Origin of the sequence: Massilia horti, assembly GCF_004614195.1 — a bacterium.
Taxonomy (GTDB): domain Bacteria; phylum Pseudomonadota; class Gammaproteobacteria; order Burkholderiales; family Burkholderiaceae_D; genus Telluria; species Telluria horti.
The window spans coordinates 1-18,415 of the sequence record NZ_SPUM01000129.1 but is presented as its reverse complement, the minus strand read 5'-3'; the positions used below and the strand labels follow the sequence as shown (position 1 = coordinate 18,415).

Annotated in this window: 16 protein-coding genes; 5 read left to right on the top strand and 11 right to left on the bottom strand. The window is 61.3% G+C overall.

The genetic code is table 11. From position 1 onward, the window contains the following. Positions 1-10 precede the first annotated feature (10 nt). Together E4O92_RS19415 and E4O92_RS19410 are read left to right on the top strand one after the other, a co-directional pair. Positions 11-1,822: an FAD-binding oxidoreductase gene (locus tag E4O92_RS19415; protein WP_135191309.1), complete on the top strand. Its 1,812-nt coding sequence runs from the start codon at positions 11-13 to the stop codon at positions 1,820-1,822. Positions 1,823-1,890: 68 nt separating this feature from the next. Beyond that, the gene (locus E4O92_RS19410) at positions 1,891-2,967 is read left to right on the top strand and encodes an alpha/beta fold hydrolase (RefSeq protein WP_206076908.1); all 1,077 of its coding nucleotides are present in this window, start codon (positions 1,891-1,893) and stop codon (positions 2,965-2,967) included. Positions 2,968-3,013: 46 nt separating this feature from the next. On the opposite strand, the gene E4O92_RS19405 is transcribed toward E4O92_RS19410, so the two are convergent. The 4 genes from E4O92_RS19405 to E4O92_RS19390 all read right to left on the bottom strand — a co-directional run bounded on the left by E4O92_RS19405 (position 3,014) and on the right by E4O92_RS19390 (position 8,137). Then, a complete protein-coding gene (locus E4O92_RS19405; protein ID WP_167759835.1) occupies positions 3,014-5,152 on the bottom strand; it encodes a TonB-dependent receptor domain-containing protein in 2,139 nt (712 codons plus the stop codon). Positions 5,153-5,323: 171 nt separating this feature from the next. Continuing rightward, positions 5,324-6,700, bottom strand: coding sequence for an ATP-binding protein (locus E4O92_RS19400; RefSeq protein ID WP_135191307.1), 1,377 nt, complete (start codon positions 6,698-6,700; stop codon positions 5,324-5,326). Further along, entirely contained in the window at positions 6,676-7,341 is a 666-nt protein-coding gene (locus tag E4O92_RS19395; protein WP_135191306.1) for a response regulator, read from the bottom strand. The genes E4O92_RS19400 and E4O92_RS19395 overlap by 25 nt, the downstream gene beginning before the upstream one ends. Before the next feature lie 25 nt (positions 7,342-7,366). Then, entirely contained in the window at positions 7,367-8,137 is a 771-nt protein-coding gene (locus E4O92_RS19390) for a COG4705 family protein (RefSeq protein ID WP_135191305.1), read from the bottom strand. A gap of 201 nt (positions 8,138-8,338) precedes the next feature. Between E4O92_RS19390 and dmeF the strand changes: the two genes are divergently transcribed. Further along, complete coding sequence (gene dmeF / locus E4O92_RS19385; protein ID WP_135191304.1) at positions 8,339-9,337, top strand: CDF family Co(II)/Ni(II) efflux transporter DmeF; 999 nt, start codon at positions 8,339-8,341, stop codon at positions 9,335-9,337. Here the strand turns inward: dmeF and E4O92_RS19380 are convergent. Next, on the bottom strand, positions 9,325-10,335 hold the full coding sequence (locus E4O92_RS19380) for a helix-turn-helix transcriptional regulator (protein ID WP_135191303.1): 1,011 nt from the start codon (positions 10,333-10,335) through the stop codon (positions 9,325-9,327). The genes dmeF and E4O92_RS19380 overlap by 13 nt on opposite strands. Positions 10,336-10,476: 141 nt before the next feature. Here E4O92_RS19380 and E4O92_RS19375 point away from each other — a divergent pair, with 141 nt between their 5' ends. Beyond that, the gene (locus E4O92_RS19375) at positions 10,477-11,205 is read left to right on the top strand and encodes an NIPSNAP family protein (RefSeq protein ID WP_167759834.1); all 729 of its coding nucleotides are present in this window, start codon (positions 10,477-10,479) and stop codon (positions 11,203-11,205) included. A gap of 84 nt (positions 11,206-11,289) precedes the next feature. Continuing rightward, entirely contained in the window at positions 11,290-11,856 is a 567-nt protein-coding gene (locus E4O92_RS19370) for a LysE family translocator (RefSeq protein WP_229483568.1), read from the top strand. Here E4O92_RS19370 and chrA read toward each other — a convergent pair. From chrA to E4O92_RS19340, 6 genes are all read right to left on the bottom strand, one after another. After that, on the bottom strand, positions 11,825-13,036 hold the full coding sequence (gene chrA, locus E4O92_RS19365; RefSeq protein WP_135191300.1) for a chromate efflux transporter: 1,212 nt from the start codon (positions 13,034-13,036) through the stop codon (positions 11,825-11,827). The genes E4O92_RS19370 and chrA overlap by 32 nt on opposite strands. A 28-nt stretch (positions 13,037-13,064) precedes the next feature. After that, positions 13,065-13,610, bottom strand: a complete 546-nt coding sequence (locus E4O92_RS19360) for a cytochrome b/b6 domain-containing protein (protein ID WP_135191299.1) — start codon at positions 13,608-13,610, stop codon at positions 13,065-13,067. After that, positions 13,597-13,863, bottom strand: a complete 267-nt coding sequence (locus tag E4O92_RS19355; RefSeq protein ID WP_135191298.1) for a PepSY domain-containing protein — start codon at positions 13,861-13,863, stop codon at positions 13,597-13,599. Before E4O92_RS19355 ends, E4O92_RS19360 begins: the two co-directional genes overlap by 14 nt. 39 nt (positions 13,864-13,902) lie before the next feature. Then, positions 13,903-14,586, bottom strand: coding sequence for a Fe2+-dependent dioxygenase (locus E4O92_RS19350; protein ID WP_135191297.1), 684 nt, complete (start codon positions 14,584-14,586; stop codon positions 13,903-13,905). A gap of 15 nt (positions 14,587-14,601) precedes the next feature. Further along, on the bottom strand, positions 14,602-15,726 hold the full coding sequence (locus E4O92_RS19345) for an alpha-hydroxy acid oxidase (RefSeq protein ID WP_135191296.1): 1,125 nt from the start codon (positions 15,724-15,726) through the stop codon (positions 14,602-14,604). 64 nt (positions 15,727-15,790) lie between these two features. After that, a complete protein-coding gene (locus E4O92_RS19340; protein WP_229483566.1) occupies positions 15,791-18,163 on the bottom strand; it encodes a TonB-dependent receptor in 2,373 nt (790 codons plus the stop codon). Positions 18,164-18,415: the final 252 nt, after the last annotated feature.

Sequence of the window (18,415 nt, the reverse complement as noted above, 5' to 3'; positions counted from 1 at the left end):
GGCTAACTTTATGAAGCGTAGAGATTTTTTGTCTCTGGCAGGTACATTGGCGGCAGTCGGCTTATTCCCCTCCATGGTCGCCCAAGCAGGTAGCAGTATTGCCAACATGTTGCGCCGGCGCGTGCGGACGGGGAATGCCGCGTGGCCGTCGCCACAGGATTGGAATACCTTGCGGGGCGCTGTCGGTGGCCATCTGGTGAAAGTGAAATCTCCGCTTGAACAAGGTGTGCAAAAGGCGGATGCCAGCCTGATCGAGGACTTAAAGAATCCATACTATATTCGTGACCAGGCTGGCCTTACGCAGACGTTAGGATGGGCCGATGCCTGGCGCTGCGAACCAAGTGTCTATGCTGTCGCTTGCGAGAGCACTTCAGATGTCGTGGCTGCCGTCGACTTCGCACGAAAACATCAGCTACGTCTGGTGGTGAAAGGAGGCGGGCACAGTTATCAGGGGACGTCAAACGCGCCCGATTCCCTGTTGATCTGGACACGCAACATGGAAAAGGTAGTTATCCATGACGCCTTCGTCGGCGCCGGCTGCGCAGGAAAGCAGGCGCCCGTGCCAGCCGCGACGATCGATGCCGGTGCGATCTGGATGCATGTTTACGACGCTGTCACCACCAAAGCGGGCCGTTATGTGCAAGGTGGTGGCTGTGCCACTGTTGGCGTAGCAGGCCTGATCCAGAGCGGTGGCTTCGGAAGCCATTCGAAGCGCTATGGACTCGCCGCCGCCAGCCTGATTGAGGCGGAGGTCGTCACCGCGGATGGCAAGGTGCTGATGGTCAACGCTTGCTCGCACCCTGAACTGTTCTGGGCGCTCAAGGGCGGTGGCGGGGGAAGTCTGGGCGTGGTCACGAAAGTGACGTTGCGAACGCACGATCTGCCGAGCACCTTTGGCGTTGCCATCATGCAGATCAAAGCCGCATCGGATGCGAGCTACCGGCGCTTGATCGCGCGGTTTATTTCCTTCTATGCGGAGAGTTTGTTTAATCCGCATTGGGGCGAGCAGGTTATTTTTAAGACCGATAACGCGCTGGCCATCGAGATGTCGTTTCAGGGACTCGACAAGCAACAGGCGAACGCAGTCTGGCAACCCTTTCTGGATTGGTTGGCACAATCGCCCACGGAATATCAGCTAACGGCCGCGCCCATCATCGCGGGTATTCCAGCGCGAATGCTGTGGGACCCGAAAGTGCTCAAGACCATACCCGGCGCCGTCAAGATGGATGGGCGTCCCGGGGCACCTGAAGAAAACATCTTCTGGTCAGGTGGTGAAAAGGAGGCCGGCAAATTCATCTCCGGCTACCAGTCCGCATGGGTGCCGGCATCGTTACTGCAAGCCGATCAACAAGCTCGCCTGGTCGAAGCACTATTCGCGAGCACCCGCCATTGGGAAATGGCGCTTCATTGCAACAAGGGCCTGGCGGGCGCACCTGACGAAGCCCGCCAGGCAGCAAAAGATACGGCGATTAATCCCTTGGTGCTCGACGCTTTTGCGCTGGCGATTTGCGCAGGCGAACAGTTGCGCGTACATGCGGGTATGCCAGGGCACCGGCCTGATCTGGAGCGTGCGCGTGCCGATGCCAACGCAATTAACGATGCGATGGAGGCGTTGATGACAGCCATCCCTCAGCGTGGTTCGTATGTTTCAGAGAGCAACTATTTTGAAAGAAACTGGCAGCAGGCGTTCTGGGGGCAGAATTACCTGCGCTTGCTCGCGGTGAAGCGTAAGTATGATCCCGAGGGGCTATTTTTTGTGCATCATGGTGTGGGAAGTGAGGAATGGAGTTCTGACGGGTTCGTACGCGCCCCTATGTCATAAACAATGCTGCGATTAGTACTTCGGGCAGAGGTTTTGCAGTTTATCGAATAATTACTTGAGGGAAGCACATGCCGCGACTATCTCTCCCGTTTGCCGCCATCACTCTTACACTGGCCCAGATCATGGCCATGCCGCAGGTCAAGGCCGCAGCTTCCGCTCCCGGGATGTTGTCCGACCGCGTTTGCACCGCAGTTGACAAGCCGGTTGACGAAAAAGGTTTCGTTGCCATCGGCGGTATCGAGCAATGGGTGCAGGTGAAGGGCGCCAGCTGCGCCAACCCGGTGATCGTGCTCATACACGGCGGCCCAGGAAATCCCGAGACGCCCTATACCGACAATCTCTACAAGGATTGGCAACGCGATTTCACGCTCGTGCAATGGGACCAGCGTGGGGCCGGCATGACCTACGGTCGTAATCGGCCGGCAGAGGACGAACCGCTGCGCGTCGAGCGCCTTCGTGACGACGGCATCGAGGTAGCGCGCTGGGCGGCCAAACGCTTCGGGCGGCGGCAGGTGATCCTGATGGGAAGTTCCTGGGGTTCGGTGCTGGGCGTGAACATGGTTAAGGCCAGCCCGGAATCCTTCTGCGCCTACATCTCCACCTCGCAGTGGGTGAACCGGCACGGGCAGCGCGGCAGCTACGACGCGGTGCTGGCGCTGGCTCGCGCGGCGGGCGACCAAGACTCCGTTGCCAAGCTGGAGGCCCTCGGTCTGCCGCCGTGGACCAATCCACGCAACCCCGGCATCCTGCGTCGCGTACTGCGCAAGTACGAGGCACTGAGCACGGATCCCGCGCCCAAGTCCTGGTGGACGCCGGCGCCGGAATACACGACAGCCAAATACGAAGCCGACTACACGGACGGCGAGGACTATTCCTGGTTACAGTTCGTCGGCTGGAAAGGAGATGGCATTTCCGCGCATATCGACCTCTATCAACTCGGCCCCGGGTTCGATCTTCCCTTCTATATGATTCAGGGGGAGCAGGACTTGTTGACAATGCCGGACACGACGAAGCGTTATTTCGACAGTATAAGTGCGCCGCGCAAGGCCTACGTGCCGGTCCCCCGCGCCGGACATGATCTGAACCCACCAATGTTGGCAGCGCAATACAAAATTCTGAAGGAAAACGTCGGCATGTGCCGCTGAAGCAAGATGTTAGGATTCGTTGCGCGAGCGTGTACCCTGACGGCCATCACTGGTCGTATTCGAAACTGGCTGCCTTGGATTTCTTCGGTGCACCCACCAGATAGGTCAGCCCCACGAAGGCGATACGGCCCGGCTGCCATCGCTCGTATTGTTGCATCAAGGCCGGTGTGCTCACCGTTCGTCGCTGCCGCTGGCCGTTGAACACATCGGAGACGGTCGCAACGAGCGACAGATCGGTGGTCAGTTGGTGCTTATAGCCCAAATTAACCAGATTCACCGGGCTCACTTCTCCTTGCAGCGTCTGTCGTCTGGCGGCCCTGCTGAATGACAACTGGGCGGTGTCGCCCCTGGTCGGGCGGTAGTCGAGGCTGCCTTTCAAATTCAGACCGGTGGTGGATTTCATGCCGCTCATGCCCAGGCTGGAATCGACAAATTCTGAATAAAACAGGTTGCCGCTCAAGCGCCCGGACAGGGCCGGAATCAGCGCCGCATCCACGTTAAATTCCATACCGCCTGACCGGCTCTTTGGCCAATTAACTTTCGTCGAGAGCAGTACGTCAGGGCTGAGTAATGTCGTCACGTCCGTATCGCCGTTGCGGCTCTGCCGCAGGTAGGCGGTGACGCCATAGTTATTCTTGTCGGTCTCGACCCGGTAGCCGATATCCAGCGCGTCCGTTTCTCGCGGCCTGAGGTTCGGGTTGCCGCTGCGCAGATTGTGGATGTCCTTGCGGTCGACATAGGGATTCAGGTCATCGGGATCGGGGCGCGCGAGCCGTCGGCCGAGGCTCAGCGACAGTGTGGACGCGTCATTCAACATGCGCTCCAGGTTCAGGCTTGGATAGATCCCCGCATAACGCTGAGTGTCCCGCTGTCCGGTTGTCAGCAGAACGCCTTCCGCCACCGTGCGCTCGGTGCGCGTACCGGCAATCACCCCCCATTTGCCGATGGTCTGTTCCCATGAGGCATACAGAGCCTGGACGGTCTGCCGGTAGCGAAACTGGTTGGTGAGGGACGGATCCACGATGATCTGTTCGGTGAGCGAATCCACGTGATCGCCGCCATTCGCGTAGCTGTTGTTATCGCGCTTGACATTGAACCCGAGCTTGAGGACACGCCCCTCCGGCAGTTCGTTGCGGTAGGCCGCGTTAAACGAGTTCGAACTGAAATCGTGCTCGAGGCTCAGCCTGTCCCGGCGCGGCCCCGATGCCGGCAGCGTGGCCGTGTTGAGATAGGCATAGCGTTCGCGTTCCCGGTCCGTGGTTCGCTGCAACAACAAGTCGACGGTTTCCTCCGGACCGCTGAGCTTTTGCTTGAAGCCGAGTCCCGCGCTACCGCTCATGCTCCATTCGCGGCCATCGCTGCGTCGGTCGGACGAACTGGTCAAACTCCCGTCTGGCAGGCTGCTGGTATAGCGCTGGTCCGCGCGGCGCTCACCGCTGCGCTGGCGGAAATTAAGATCGGCGCTGAGTGACTGATCGTCGTTGATACGATAGTCGAGCCCGGCTTTAAGCGATGGAATCACGCGCCGTGTATGTTCCTCCGCCAGGGTGTTGCTGAATGAGGCGGCGCCGCCGCCGGGGGCAAGTAGCGCCACATTTGAGACTTGAATGCGCTCCCGGTCGTCCCTGCGCAGCCCCAAGCCGCCGGACAATTTCACTGTGCCTGTATTGTGGGCGCCACTTGCCCCGGCCACATATCTTCCGCCGTTGCCAGCGCTGGCAAGCAATGTTCCCGAGGTGCCGAGGGTGCGCGCTTTTTTGGTCACGATGTTAATCACGCCAGTGCCGTCGGCACGGTATTCTGCCGGCGGGTTGGTCAATACCTCGACCTTTTCGATGTCGTTGGCGGAGAACTGTTGCAAGCCATTGCCGGCGCCTGCGCCGGACAGCTGTGCGGACGGCCTGCCATCGACCAGGATCACGACCTTGCTGTCCCCGCGCAGGCTGACCTTGCCGTCAGCGTCGACATCCACGGACGGCAGCGTGTTCAATACATCGGCCGCACTGCCCGTGGTGGCGTTCAAGTCCGCCGCCACGTTATAGACTTTTCGGTCGATCAGACTCTGAACAGGCTTCGCCTTGCCAATGATCTTCACTTCTGGAGTTGGGGGAGATGCCGTACTGTCCGCGCCGGTGGATGCGGATTGTGGCGATGACCAGGCTGGTGCGGCGGGAAGCGCCATCATCGTGATCCAGGCAGCTGCCACGGTAATGGCGCGGCGCCGCGGTACTGCCTGATGAACTGGGAATGGGAACGAGCGTAGGAGCTGATGCATCAGAAATATCGATTTTTGTTTTAATGAGAAATGGAGCACAGCGTGGCACTGTCAAGTTACAGAGAAAGACTTAGCTCTACATTAGCTACCTGCAAAACCGTTCGGAGATGGCGACGTTGGAATGAGAACGGCGATCCTCAACCCGGATTGCTTCCCCTCGTCTGTGAAGTCGAGACGGATTTGTGCGCCGATGCGATTGGCAATCGTTTGGACAATAGAAAGGCCCAGACCCGAACCGGTCTGCTCGCTGCCAAGTACTCGGTAGAAGGGATCGAAAACCCGGCTTCGTTCTGCTAATGGAATACCTGGCCCTGTGTCCTGGATGCACAGCACAGCCGATCCCGCGTCCTGGCTGACCGAAAGATCGACCCGGCCGCCGTCCTCGGTATAGCGGATGGCGTTATCGACCAGGTTCTTGACCACGGCGGTCAATTCCAGCTCACTAACCCACACCTTAACGTCTTGCGCTCCCTCGACCCCGATGTCTATGCGCTTGGACTCGGCCAGCGGCATGAGGTCTTCCAGCACACGTCGGTAGATGTTTTGGATCGACACCGGCGCCCCTGGCAATTCGGTCGACGACTGCGCCTTGGCCAAAGTCAGGAGTTGATCCAGCAGGTTCCTGCCCCGCTCGATACCTTGGCGCAGCACCGACAGTCGTTCGCGCGCGGGGCCGGACATGTCCGCTTGCGCCAGCCGTTCCGCTTGCAGTGACAAGGCCGTCAGCGGCGAGCGCAGCTCGTGCGCTGCATCTGCGACAAAACGGCGCTGGGCATGCATTGACTGGGCGACGCGGGCAAGCAGGCGATTGATCGCCACGACAAACGGGCGCACCTCGGTGGGAAGATGGCTGCCTTCGACGGCGTGCAAATCCTGTTCGGTACGCTGGTCGATTTCCTTCGAGAGCGCGGCAATGGGGCGGAACATCTGACGCACAAGGTTGGCAACGATCAGCAGCAGGATCGGCACAAGGACCAGGATGGGCATCGCGGTGCGCAGTGCACTGTGGCGGGCAATCTCATCCCTGAACTCGGATTCTTGAGCGATTGCCACCCGCTCGCCGGCGGCAGTTGTCTTGACCAGCACGCGGAATGATTCGCCGCCGACCTCCAGGGTGTGCAATCCGTCAGTTAACGTTGAAGGCAGGGGTAGCGCGCCCGCGTCTATGCCTGCCGCAGGTCGGTTACCATCGTCCAAACGCTGGATGAACACGCGGGAGTCCTCATGCCTGGCTTTGCGGCGGGTAGCGGCGGCGGGAGGACTCGGCGCCAAGGGCTGCCGATCCAGCAATTGCGCCACTTGACGCAGGACGTCATCTTGCAGCTCATGAGCTTCATCGAAAGCGGAGAGGAACGAAAAAGCACCAGCCACAACCGCAATAAGCAAAATTGCCAAAGACAGGGTGACGGATAACTTGAACTGCACCGACTCGTTCAAGCGCCTTTGGAGACCATCCATCCCACCCCCCTGACATTCTTGATGGCGTCGCTGCCGAGCTTGCGACGCAGTGCATGGATCAGATACTCGACGGCATTGCTTTCGACCTCGTCGCCCCAGCCATAAATGCGATCCTCCAACTCGCTGCGAGAAAGGATGGCGCCAGGCCGCACCAGTAAGGCTTGGAGCAATGCAAATTCACGGTTGGACAATTGCACCGGGGACTGGCCATTGACGGTGGCAACTCGCGTCGCCGGATCGAGCGACAGCAGTCCATTGCTGAGAACTGGAATGGCGTTCCCACCCTTGCGCCGCAGCACGGCACGCATGCGTGCCATCAGCTCCGCCATCTCGAACGGTTTGAGCACATAATCGTCCGCGCCGCCGTCCAGGCCGCGCAGGCGGTCATCCAGTCCGTCGCGCGCGGTGATGATGAGCAAGGGAACCAGATTGTTCTCGGCGCGGATGCTGGTCAGTACGTCCAGCCCGTCCTTGCCGGGCAGGCCCAAGTCCAGCAGCACCAGATCATAGTGCTGGCAAGCCAGTGTCGCGAGGGCACTCTTTCCGTTCTTGATCCAGTCCGCGGCATAGGACGCATCCCGTAATGCGCCCTGGATCGCTTCACCGATCATGTGGTCGTCTTCGACCAGCAATACCCGCATGCCCCCTCCATTCATACTTCGTTGTTCAATGCGCCACCCTGGCTGCACGTTGCCGCAACAGCAGGATAGCGCCCACGATGAACGCAAGCAGCACAGCCGACGCGGAAAAGCGGCTCAGCGCCAGGCCGCCCGCGCTCAAAGGCTTGTCCAGGAAGTCGCCGACCACGGCGCCCAGCGGGCGGGTCAGGATGAACGCAGCCCAGAACAGCAGCGTACGCGACAAACGGGTCCAGTAGTAGGCCGCCGCGACCAGGGTGAGCAGAGCGCCAAACACGGCGGCAGCGCCGACATAGCCCAAACCGGCCGTATCGGCGGTCCAGTCGCCCAACGCCGTCCCCAATGTCTGCGAGAACATGATCGTCATCCAGTAGAACGCCTCTGCTTTGGGTGAGCTGATGGCGCTAACCGACACGGAGCCAAGCGCGCGATGCCAGACAATGAGCGAGCCGAGCAGCAAGGCAAACAGCAAGCTCGAACCGCCAGCGTAACCGATCCCGAGGGAGCGATCCGCAAAATCGGCAAGCGTCGTGCCGACCGTCGTGGTGGCGATGATTGTGGTCCAGTACAGGAAGGGATGAAACCGCTTGGCTCGGATCTGCGCGAGCACGGCAGCAAAGAAGATCGCCGCAAAGATTCCCGTGCCGACCAGATAGCCCAGGTTCATGGACATCGAGACGGCATCGCCCCCGGTTTCGCCGAGCGTGGTGGCGGCAATCTTGATGACCCAAAACGACAGCGTGACCTCGGGTACTTTGCTGATCGGATCAACGGAGCTAGTTGCATGCAAATTCTTCATGGTGTCCTTCTCGACTGGGGTATTCAATTTTCAGGCAGTTTAACCAGGCAGACTTAGCCAGGGCATAGTATCGGCCCATGTCTCTCCCGTAGAACGCAGGGATTTACGCAATGGAGAGGCTAGCGAGGTAGACTTGGCTGGCACTGAGCCAAGCCGGCGCCATTCTGTTCGGGCCGGCAAGGGCTGAAGAGGGGAATCGTCATGCACACCGAGAACCTGTCCAATTGGATGCACGACCACGTTTTCGATACCGGCAACGACGCCGCGGAGCGCAGCACGCGCGTGGTCATGTGGATCACGGCCGTGATGATGGTAATTGAGATCGCAGCAGGCTGGTGGTTCAACTCGATGGCGCTGCTGGCTGACGGTTGGCACATGAGTTCCCATGCTATCGCGATCGGCCTTTCAGCGATGGCCTATACCGCGGCCCGGCGGTATTCCCAAGACCCGCGCTTCGCGTTCGGAACCTGGAAGATCGAGATTCTGGGAGGCTTTGCCAGCGCCATTTTCCTGCTCGGCGTGGCTGTGATGATGCTGGTTGGCTCGCTGGAGCGGATCGTCTCCCCGCAACCCATCCGGTACCAGGAAGCGATTGTAATTGCTGCCCTCGGGCTGGTGGTGAATGTCGTTTGCGCGCTGATTCTCGGCAAGGCACATCATCACGATCATGGCCATTCACACCATCACGGCCATGACCATCATGACGGCCATGGCCACCATCATGATCTCAACCTGAAGTCAGCCTACCTTCACGTCGCCGCCGACGCAGCCACATCCGTCCTTGCGATCGTGGCGCTGTTCGGCGGGTGGATCTACGGCTGGTCGTGGCTGGACCCGCTCATGGGTATCGTCGGGGCCGCGCTGGTTGCAAGCTGGGCGAAAGGGCTCATCGGCGACACGGGCAAGGTGCTGCTCGACCGTGAGATGGATCACCCGGTAGTCGATGAAATTCGGGAGGTCGTGGAAACGGGCATTGACGCAGGTGACACGCGGATCACCGACCTTCACGTCTGGCGCGTTGGCAAGATGGCCTATTCTTGCGCAATGATCGTCGTGACCCACGATGCCGCGCTTACACCGGACGTTGTGCGTCGTCGCCTGTCGGTACACGAGGAGATCGTCCATTCGACCATTGAAGTGCATCACTGTACCGACGTACCAGCAGGGGCGTGTACAACCGGCGCGAACTACAGCGTCTGATTGTCCATCCGCTTGTCCGACGAGACCGCCTGCGGCCGGTCTTCATTCGTTTTTCCGGCTAGCCCCAGCAGCCGTTCGGCACACGCGCGCAGCGCGTCGCGGAGTAGATCGGGACTGCGAATCTCGAATGGGAAGGGCAGGCGCGCGAGCTGGCGTGCGAACCAGTCGAGGTCATCGGACTGGTTGTGCAGCAACGTACCTCCTTCCACCGGCTCGAAGACGCCCGCGCCGTAGAACAGGTGATCCCGCGCGGTCTGCAGGTCGGTTTTCAGCAGCACCTGCACGGCATGCGCGCGCGCAAGCCGTGCCACGGACTCGACGAGGTACCCAAGCGGGTCGAAGTCCGGCGGGCGGGCAAAGCTGCGGTCGACCGGACTGACTTGCACGATGCGGTCGAGCCGGAACGAGCGCAACGCCCCGCGCAGGTGGCACCAGCCGACTGCGTACCAGGAGCCGCCGTGGTATGCGAGGCCGTAGGTATCGAACTCGCGCGCGGTCTCGCTGCCGTTTTCCACCCGATAGCGCAGCGCCACCCTGCGTCGTGCCTGCGCCGCGGCGCTCAGCACTGCCAGCACGCCGTTGTCCGCCGGGCTTGCCGGCTTGCGCATGTCCAGCTGCACCATTTCGTCCACCGCGCGCACGCGCAGCTTGAGCGCAGAGGGCATCATCCTCTCCAGTTTTGCCTGGGCGCTTGTGACCGCAGGGGCGGCCTGGCCCAGGCCGAGACTGCGCGCCGCCAGCAGGCCGACGGCCAGCGCCAGCGCTTCGTCGTCCGTGAACATCATCGGTGGCAGCTTAAAGCCGGGCATGAGGGCGTAGCCGCCATAACGGCCACGCTCGGCTGTTACCGGAATTCCCATGCCCTCCAGTGTGGCGATGTAGCGCCGCACCGTGCGCAGCTCAACGCCGAGCCGGGCGGCGATCTCGGCGCCGCTGATGCGCGCATGTGCCTGCAACAGTTCGAGCACCGCTAGCAGACGGGTAGTGGGCTGGTACATGGACGAAATTATCTGTTCGAAACAGGACTGATTATGTCCTATTTACGTTTTACTCTGCCGTCCATGAAACGATTTTTACCTCTCCTATGCCTCCTGGCGGGCCTCGCCGCCCAGGCGCCAGCTCACTCGGACGACACGATCATGACCCCATCCAGCGACTACAGCGTCATTGAACTGCGCCGCTACATCATCAAGGAAGGCCGGGTCGGCGACTTTGCCCGCTACTTCGAGACCTGGTTTCCCGAAGCGTTCCAGCAGCTTGGGGCGCTCGCACTTGGCCAGTTCACTGAACCGGAGGCACCTAACCGGTTCACCTGGCTGCGGGCTTTTCGCAACATGGATGGCCGTGCCGTTGCCAACTCGGCCTTTTACTATGGACCGGTATGGAAAGAACACCGGAATCAGCTCAACGATCTCATGGTGGACAGCGACGACGTCCTGCTGTTGCGCCCCCTGGACCCAAAGCACGGGGTGCCCGTGTTGCCGGCTGTGGACCCGGTCAGCGAACCGTCGGGGGCGACCGGCGTCGTGGTTGCCCAGCTGTTCCCCGTCGCGCCTGGCGCCATGGAACGGTTCGTGACTGCAGCGGCACCCAATTTCGATCGATATCGGCAAGGCGGCGCGCGCGACGCCGGTCTGCTGGTGACCCTCGATGAACGGAACAACTTTCCCCAGTTGCCGGTTCGTACCGACGGCCCGTTTGTCGTCTGGCTCGGCGTGTTCGACGACATCCGCACCTTTGATGCCATGCGGCCGGTTGTCAAGGAAGCCGCTGCCCGTCTTGTGGCGAGCGGACTGCTGCGCGGCGAGCCTGAGCTGCTCATCCTCAAGCCAACGCCCCGCTCGCGGCTGCGCTGGCTCGCCAGGTAATCGGAGCGCACGATGCATCATTCGGCACAGCTTTGGCTGTATTTCGTGATCGTTTTCGGAGTGATCGCACTGCCCGGATTGGACATGGCCTACGTGATGGCGAGCTCGCTGATCGGAGGGCGCCTGGCGGTTTTTTGCGCAGTGGCGGGCATCATGGCCGGCGGCGTTTGCCACATGGCGATGGGGGCGCTGGGGGTGGCGGTTGTGCTGCGTTTGTGGCCGGCCTTGTTCAACGCAATGTTGTTTGCGGGGGCGATGTATGTTGCCTGGATCGGATGGTCGTTGCTGCGCTCGTCGCCCGCAGCTGGATTAAACTTGCGCACCACTCGTCGTTCGCCTGTGATGACTTTTTTCCAGGCCATGCTCACCAGCCTGATGAACCCGAAAGCCTACCTGTTCATGTTGGCTGTCTTCCCGCAGTTCATCAATCCCGGTAACGGCCCGGTGTGGCTGCAGGCAAGCGCGCTCGCCGTCATCACCGCGGTCACGCAAGCTGGCGTCTACGGCTCGCTGGCGCTGGTTTCAAGCCGTGCTGGCGCTTGGATCGGCGGCAATCCGCAAAAGGCAACGGTTGGTGCGAGGATCGTCGGCACTGTCCTGGTGCTGTCCGCGGTTCTGGTTACCCTGCAAGGCTGGCAAATGCGGCCGTGAGCAAGACGACCAGCCATGGCGGCGTTTTCCAAAACACGAGCAGCAAAAAGGCTGCCGCCGCCAGGCAAAAGTCCGTAGCGCTGGTAATGGCACTGGTCCATACCGGATGATAGAAAGCCGCCAACAAAATGCCTACCACCGCAGCATTGATTCCCAACATGGCGCGCTTGATTCCAGCATAGCGACGCAAGCTCTCCCAAAACGGCAATGTCCCCACGATCAGCAAAAACGCCGGCAAGAAGATGCCAGCAAGCGCAATTGTTGCGCCGGCCCAGCCCGAGGGCGATTGCGTCGACACAGCGCCAAGGTAGGCCGCAAAGGTAAAGAGCGGGCCTGGCACAGCCTGGGCGGCGCCATAGCCGGCGAGAAATGCATCATTGCTGACCCATCCGGCAGGTACGACCTGGGATTGCAACAGTGGCAGCACGACGTGGCCACCGCCAAATACCAGGGAGCCGGCACGATAAAAGCTGTCGAACAGCTTCACGACATAGCTGCTTGTACTGTCCGCCAGAAACGGCAGGCCGAACAAGAGCAGGAAAAATGCTCCTAACAAGCAGGCGCCAGTCACCCGTCTGATGGGAACAGGCAGCGAGGTGTGCGGCAATGCGGCATCGGAGCGGAGAAATGCCCAGCCAATGAGGCCGCTGACGACGATAACGCCAACTTGCCCGAACGCCGATGGAACAAGGCTGGCGATCACCGCTGCGGCAACGGCCAGGGTTGCACGTTGCTTGTCCGGCGCCACTGACTTACCCATGCCCCACAATGCCTGCGCAACCACCGCAACCGCCACCACCTTGAGGCCATGCAGCCATCCGCTGCCGAGCTGATTGCCGAAATGCGAAATGCCTAGCGCGAACAAGACCAGGGCGATGGCGGACGGGAGCGTAAAGCCAAGAAATGCTGCGAGAGCGCCGGGAATGCCGCCGCGTGATAAACCGAGCGCCATCCCGACTTGGCTACTGGCTGGGCCGGGAAGGAACTGGCAAAGGGCGACGAGCTCGGCATAGGCGTGTTCGTCGAGCCAACGACGTCGCGCTACGAATTCGTCGCGGAAGTACCCCAGATGAGCGATCGGTCCGCCAAATGAGGTCAGCCCGAGGCGCAGAAAACATCCAAAGATCCCCAGAATGGATTCTTGTTTGTCGCCAGCGATATCAGACGAAGGGGCATTCATTTCATAATTTTATCGAAATCATCTGCCCTCAATCGATATCGCCAGGCTGCGCGTTGTCCTTCATCCCGGTAATCATGGCGCCGACAAGGTTTTCACGATGCTGCCAGCTGGTTAGCACAACGCCGGACACATGCAATGCGATCAGCAGCACCAGCATCCAGGCAATCGCAACGTGTATCCGCACCGGCCATGCGTAGCCCCAGAATGCATCGGTTGTGGCGACCCATCCTGTCAGCGTGACCAGGGCAATCGACAGAAGCAGGGTGACAACCATCCAGCCGCCCAGCGGGTTATGGCCGAGGTAGCGCGGTGCGCGCCCTGCGCGAACATCGCTCAGGTAGCGCAAGGTCTGCTTTGGCGAACGCACGAACTGCGAAAAGCGGGCATAGCGGGTTCCCGCAAATCCCAGGGCGAACCGCATTGCGACGATCGCGACAACGGCATAACCGAAGTATTCATGCGCCTCGCCAATTTCGCTACTGGTGATCCAGGCTCCGGCAATACCCGCCACCAGCAGCCAGTGCAGGCTGCGGACAGGAAGATCCCAGACCGCGCGCCGCTTATTCTTCGACACGCTCGAACGTGACCGGATTGAAGAACGCTTCCACCCGCTTGCCTTTCGGGTCCTTGGCGTAGACCTCGTAGCAGCTGTCGGTCATTTCCATGCGCCGGATTTGCCAGCCTTCCTTGATCAGCTTTGCCTGCAGTTCCGTGTGCGGCTTCCACTGCTCCTTCGGCAGGGTGGTGCACTTTACGCCGCCATGTGCCCAGGCATTGCTAGTGAGCACGGCGATCACCAGGGGGATCAGTTTTGTCGACAGTCGCATTCAGTTCCTCGCGTTTGATTGAAAGATGTTGGGTGAAAATCAGGTGCTGGCCCGGCGGCGCAGCAGGTTGTGGTAAATCCCGGTCAGCCTGAGCAGCCGTGGATCGCGCGCGTCCAGGGTTGTGCCGAGCGACTGGATGGTCTGGTCCAGGTCGTACAGCATGGCGCGCTCCGTGTCGTCGTTCACCATGCTTTCGATCCAGAAGAATGCCGCCACACGCGCGCCTTGCGTTACCGGGCTCACACGGTGCAGGCTCGACGCCGGGTACAGCACCATGTCGCCGGCATTGAGCTTGACCGCTTGCGCGCCGAAAGCTGTTTCGATCTCCAGTTCGCCGCCTTCATACTCGTCCGGTTCCGCCAGGAACAGGGTCGCGGCCAGGTCGCTGCGCAATCTGTCGCGGGTGCCCGGGATCGGCATCAGCGCGCTGTCCACATGCAGGCCGTAGGCGCCGCCCTCGGTATAACGATTGAACCGGGGCGGATAAATCTTGCGCGGCAAGGCCGCGGAAATGAATTCGGGATGGTTGCCGAGTGTGCGCAGAATATGATTGCCCAGGCTGACCGCTACTTCGCTATCCTCGTCAATCTCCAGGTTGCCCTTCACCTGGCGCGCCAGCGTGCCCGCTGTGCGCGCGCCATCGCGCCACTGGGCGCGGTCCAGATGCTGGCGGAACTGCTGCACTTCGTCCTTGCTGAGTACGTTGTCGATTGTGATGAGCATGAGTGTCCTTTTGGATCAGGCGCGCAGCAGCGCACCGCGGTCAATCTCCGCCGGCGTGGCGCATCCGGCCAGTGCCATGCACACTTCCAGTTCCTCGCGCAGCAACTTGATCATGTGGGCCACCCCGAGTGCGCCAGCGACGCTGAGCGCATACAGTTGCAGGCGCCCTACGAGGACGGCATTGGCGCCAAGGGCCAGCGCCTTGAACACGTCCGTGCCGCTGCGAATACCGCCGTCGAACAGCAGCGGATACTGCGCGCCAACCGTATCGCGGATGGCGGGAAGCACAGCCAGGCTGGCCGGAGCGCCGTCGAGGCTGCGACCGCCGTGATTGGAAACGACAATGCCGGCAACCCCGGCCGCGCGCAGCGCAAGCGCATCGTCAGGATGCAGCACGCCCTTGACCCAGACCGGCAAGGAACTGTTTGCCATCAGCCACTCCAGATCGCGCCAGGTCGGGGCTGCGCGCATCACACCCTGGAAGATTCGGCTGGCTTCCGGCTCGAAGGCAGGGGCGGCGGGGGGCGGCCCATCGCTGGTCAGGTTGGCGGCAACACATTCGGCCGGCATCTGGAAACCGGCACGCAGCGCACGCAGGCTGGCCACCTGGATCGACGCGTCGAGCGTGACCACGATGGCACGGTAACCGGCGGCCTCCGCCCGCGCAAGCAGTTCGAGGGTGGCAACCCGGTCGTGTTGGAAATAGAGCTGGAACCAGCGCTGTGGACCGGCAAGGCGTGCAATGTCTTCCAAGGTGCAGGACGCCAGGGTGCTGGTGACCATGCAGGTCTGCATTGCGTGCGCCGCGCGCGCCGTCTCCAGTTCGCCCGCCGGATGGGCAAGCTTGTGGAAGGCAACGGGCGCCAGCAGGATGGGGTGGGAGAAGGTGTCGGCGCCGACCGCTACTCTAGTATTGCCGGCGCTTACGTCGCGCAGCAGGCGCGGGTACACCGACCATTGCCCAAAGGCGTCAAGGTTGGCAGGCGCCGTCTGGTCCCGGCCGCTGCCGCCAAGGATGTATTCGTAAGTGGGCGCGGCCATGAAGCGCCGCGCCAGTACCTCGTAGTCCTGCGCGCAGCGGATTTCCGAGGGAATGGCGGCGAGGGGGGCAAGCGGAACGGGATTGGCTGGATTCGTCATCAAAGTGCAACGCCGATTGGACACAGGCATTGTACCGTTCCTGCTTGCGCTCCCCAACCGCTCATCAGAGCTCGTAGTTGAGCGCGACCCGCACTGCGCGCGCATCGCCCTTGTACAGGAAAGCGCCGTTACGGTAGACCGCCGTGAAATAGTCCTTGTTCGTTACGTTGAGCACGTTCACGCGCACGTCGAACCGGCGCGAGAAGCGATACGCGGCGAACACGTCGTACACGGCGAACGAGGGCACTGGCTGCGCGCACTCTCCGGTGGTGGTGAACCCGGCCGCAGTGTCGGGCTGGCCGCCGCAGCGTCCGCTTTCGTAGCGGGCGGTCGCGCCGAACGAGATGGCGTCGGTCAACTGGTACTTGCCCTGCACCGAGGCGGAACGCTTGGCGAAGTTGGAGAGCGGCTTGCCGATGTTCGTCGCGGTCGCCGACCCGAGCACCTTCGAATTGAGGAAGGCAATGCCGGACTGGACCGACAGCTTGTCCGTCACGTTGCCGCTCAAGCCAAACTCGATCCCGCGCACCCGGTTCTTGCCCGTGTTGAAGGTGCCGACGGTGTCGTAGTCGGCGCCTTCCATCACGTCGGTTTTCGTGGTTTGGAACAGCGCGGCGGTGGCCAGCAGCTTATCGTTCAACAGGTTCCATTTGGTACCCAGCTCAAGATTGACCGAGGTTTCGGGCTTGGCGCCGGCGATCTGGTTGTTGTACAGGACGGCGCCGCCGTAGCCGCTGCTGGTGCCGGAATCGGCCTCGCCGCCGTTGATGTCCTGCGCCGACGCGGCGCTGCCATAGACGATCAGCTTGGGCGTGACCTTGTAGGTCAGCCCAAAATGTCCATTGACGAGCGTGTCCGTGTAACCGTAGTCGCCGGTGATGACCGAGGTGAGGTTGTTGCGACGGATCAGGTTAAGGTCGAAGTGGTCGGCGCGAATGCCGCCGAAGGCTGTCAGGCGATCGGTCAGGTCGACGGTATCCATGGCGGTCAGCGCCAGCGTCTTGACCTTCCAGTCCTGGTTGTAGCCAAGGCGGGTGCTGGTGCGGCCAGCCAGATTGGTCAGGTCGGCAACCGGGCGGCCGGCGCTGTCGGTAAAGCAGAAGGTATCGTTCGTGCCGGCGCCGGCGGTCTTCTTGCAGTTGAAGGTGCCGTTATTGGTCAGCGCAAACGTACCAGATACCACCTTGTGGTCGGTGAATTCCGCGCCCAGGATTAGTTCGTGCTTCAAGCCCAGCCATTGCCGGTCCATGCGCAGGTTGCTCTGGTGCGCAAAATAATTGATGTCCTGCCAGCCGGTATGGCCGCTGTCAATGTAAGCGGTGGTGTAGGCGGCGCCGGTTGCGCCGTCCCAGCGGGTGCCGCTCATCGCGCCCGTCGTCACATAGGAGTTCGACGATTTTCCATAACGGGTCAGGCTGGTCAGCTTGGTCGCCGGCGCGAGCGTCCAGTTGACGCGCGCGGTGAGGGTGTCGACGTTGGACTTGAGGAAATCGCCGGTTTGCGCATACACAGGCACGTTGGTGGCCGGAACACGGTTGGGCACGGTGCCGACCAGGAAGTAGCCCAGGTCGGGCATGGTGTCTTTGGTGCGCAGGCCATAGTAGTCGAGGGTCACCGACAGGTCCCTGTCGCGTTCCCACAGGCCGGACAGCGCGACGCCCTTGCGCGAACGCTCGGAAGGTAGCCGGCCAGGCACATTCTCGTCAGCGTAGAGCGCGTTGGCGCGCAGCGCAAAGCTCTCGCCAATGCCCTTGTTGATGTCCGTCGATACGCGCCGGTGCTTGTCGCTGCCCACGCTGGCCGAGACACGCTCGAAATCGTGGTCCAGCGTGGCCTGCTTGGTGATGGCATTGATGGCCCCGCCGGCGGTGCCGCGGCCGGCGAAACTTGAATTCGGGCCTTTCGAAATTTCCAGCTGTTCGATGGCGAAGCTTTCGCGGGTGCTCATGCCCGGATCACGCAGGCCGTCGACAAACACGTCGCTGCGCGCTTCCTGGCCGCGGATGATGTAGCGGTCGCCAAACGCGTTGCCGTTTTCGCCGGTGCCCAGGGTGATGCCGGGCTGCGCGCCCACGATTTGTTTCAGGTCGGTCAGGCCGGAGTCATCCAGTGCCGCACGGGTGAGGACCGAGATGGTTTGCGGCGTTTCGGCCAGCGGACGGGTGTGGCGCGAATCCGCCGACTTCTTGGCCTTGTAGGGCGCGCCGACTTCGGCGTTGGGATTGGATTCCTGGCGTTGCCCGTAGATGACCACCTCGGGCAACACCTTGACCTCGTCGCCAGTGTCAGGCGCAGCCAAGTTCTCATCCGCCATGGCGGACAAGGGCAGGAACATCGCACTCGAGATGCCTAACGCAAGCCCGGTCTTCTTCAACGACAGCTGCGTGTCGTTGAAGCTGCGAAGGCTCTTGGGACGGCGTACGTGCGGATGTTTCAAGATCATGCTCCTGGGTTATTGGATAAATGGATGAGCGAATGATATCGAAACCGACTGCGAATGTAAACAAGAATCACTCTCATTTGCATTTATGTTGATCGTTTGCCGGCTCGAATCGTCCGTCGTGGCAGAGTTGCCTGGCGTGCAGGCGTACAAGCGCACACCCAAGCCTCTGCATCACCGCGTCGCCCTCGCGAAGTGAACTGACCCAGAAAAGTTGGACACCAGTTCCAACTTTTCTGGGGTCTTATG

What these genes read in the sequence shown, in the direction of transcription:
- dmeF (WP_135191304.1), top strand. Translation starts at nt 8,339, where the DNA reads ATGCACACCGAGAACCTGTCCAATTGGATGCACGACCACGTTTTCGAT.
- E4O92_RS19390 (WP_135191305.1), bottom strand. Translation starts at nt 8,137, where the DNA reads ATGAAGAATTTGCATGCAACTAGCTCCGTTGATCCGATCAGCAAAGTA.
- E4O92_RS19355 (WP_135191298.1), bottom strand. Translation starts at nt 13,863, where the DNA reads ATGCGACTGTCGACAAAACTGATCCCCCTGGTGATCGCCGTGCTCACT.
- E4O92_RS19350 (WP_135191297.1), bottom strand. Translation starts at nt 14,586, where the DNA reads ATGCTCATCACAATCGACAACGTACTCAGCAAGGACGAAGTGCAGCAG.
- E4O92_RS19395 (WP_135191306.1), bottom strand. Translation starts at nt 7,341, where the DNA reads ATGCGGGTATTGCTGGTCGAAGACGACCACATGATCGGTGAAGCGATC.
- E4O92_RS19410 (WP_206076908.1), top strand. Translation starts at nt 1,891, where the DNA reads ATGCCGCGACTATCTCTCCCGTTTGCCGCCATCACTCTTACACTGGCC.
- E4O92_RS19375 (WP_167759834.1), top strand. Translation starts at nt 10,477, where the DNA reads ATGACCCCATCCAGCGACTACAGCGTCATTGAACTGCGCCGCTACATC.
- chrA (WP_135191300.1), bottom strand. Translation starts at nt 13,036, where the DNA reads ATGAATGCCCCTTCGTCTGATATCGCTGGCGACAAACAAGAATCCATT.
- E4O92_RS19370 (WP_229483568.1), top strand. Translation starts at nt 11,290, where the DNA reads ATGGCCTACGTGATGGCGAGCTCGCTGATCGGAGGGCGCCTGGCGGTT.
- E4O92_RS19380 (WP_135191303.1), bottom strand. Translation starts at nt 10,335, where the DNA reads ATGTACCAGCCCACTACCCGTCTGCTAGCGGTGCTCGAACTGTTGCAG.
- E4O92_RS19345 (WP_135191296.1), bottom strand. Translation starts at nt 15,726, where the DNA reads ATGACGAATCCAGCCAATCCCGTTCCGCTTGCCCCCCTCGCCGCCATT.
- E4O92_RS19415 (WP_135191309.1), top strand. Translation starts at nt 11, where the DNA reads ATGAAGCGTAGAGATTTTTTGTCTCTGGCAGGTACATTGGCGGCAGTC.
- E4O92_RS19405 (WP_167759835.1), bottom strand. Translation starts at nt 5,152, where the DNA reads ATGATGGCGCTTCCCGCCGCACCAGCCTGGTCATCGCCACAATCCGCA.
- E4O92_RS19400 (WP_135191307.1), bottom strand. Translation starts at nt 6,700, where the DNA reads ATGGATGGTCTCCAAAGGCGCTTGAACGAGTCGGTGCAGTTCAAGTTA.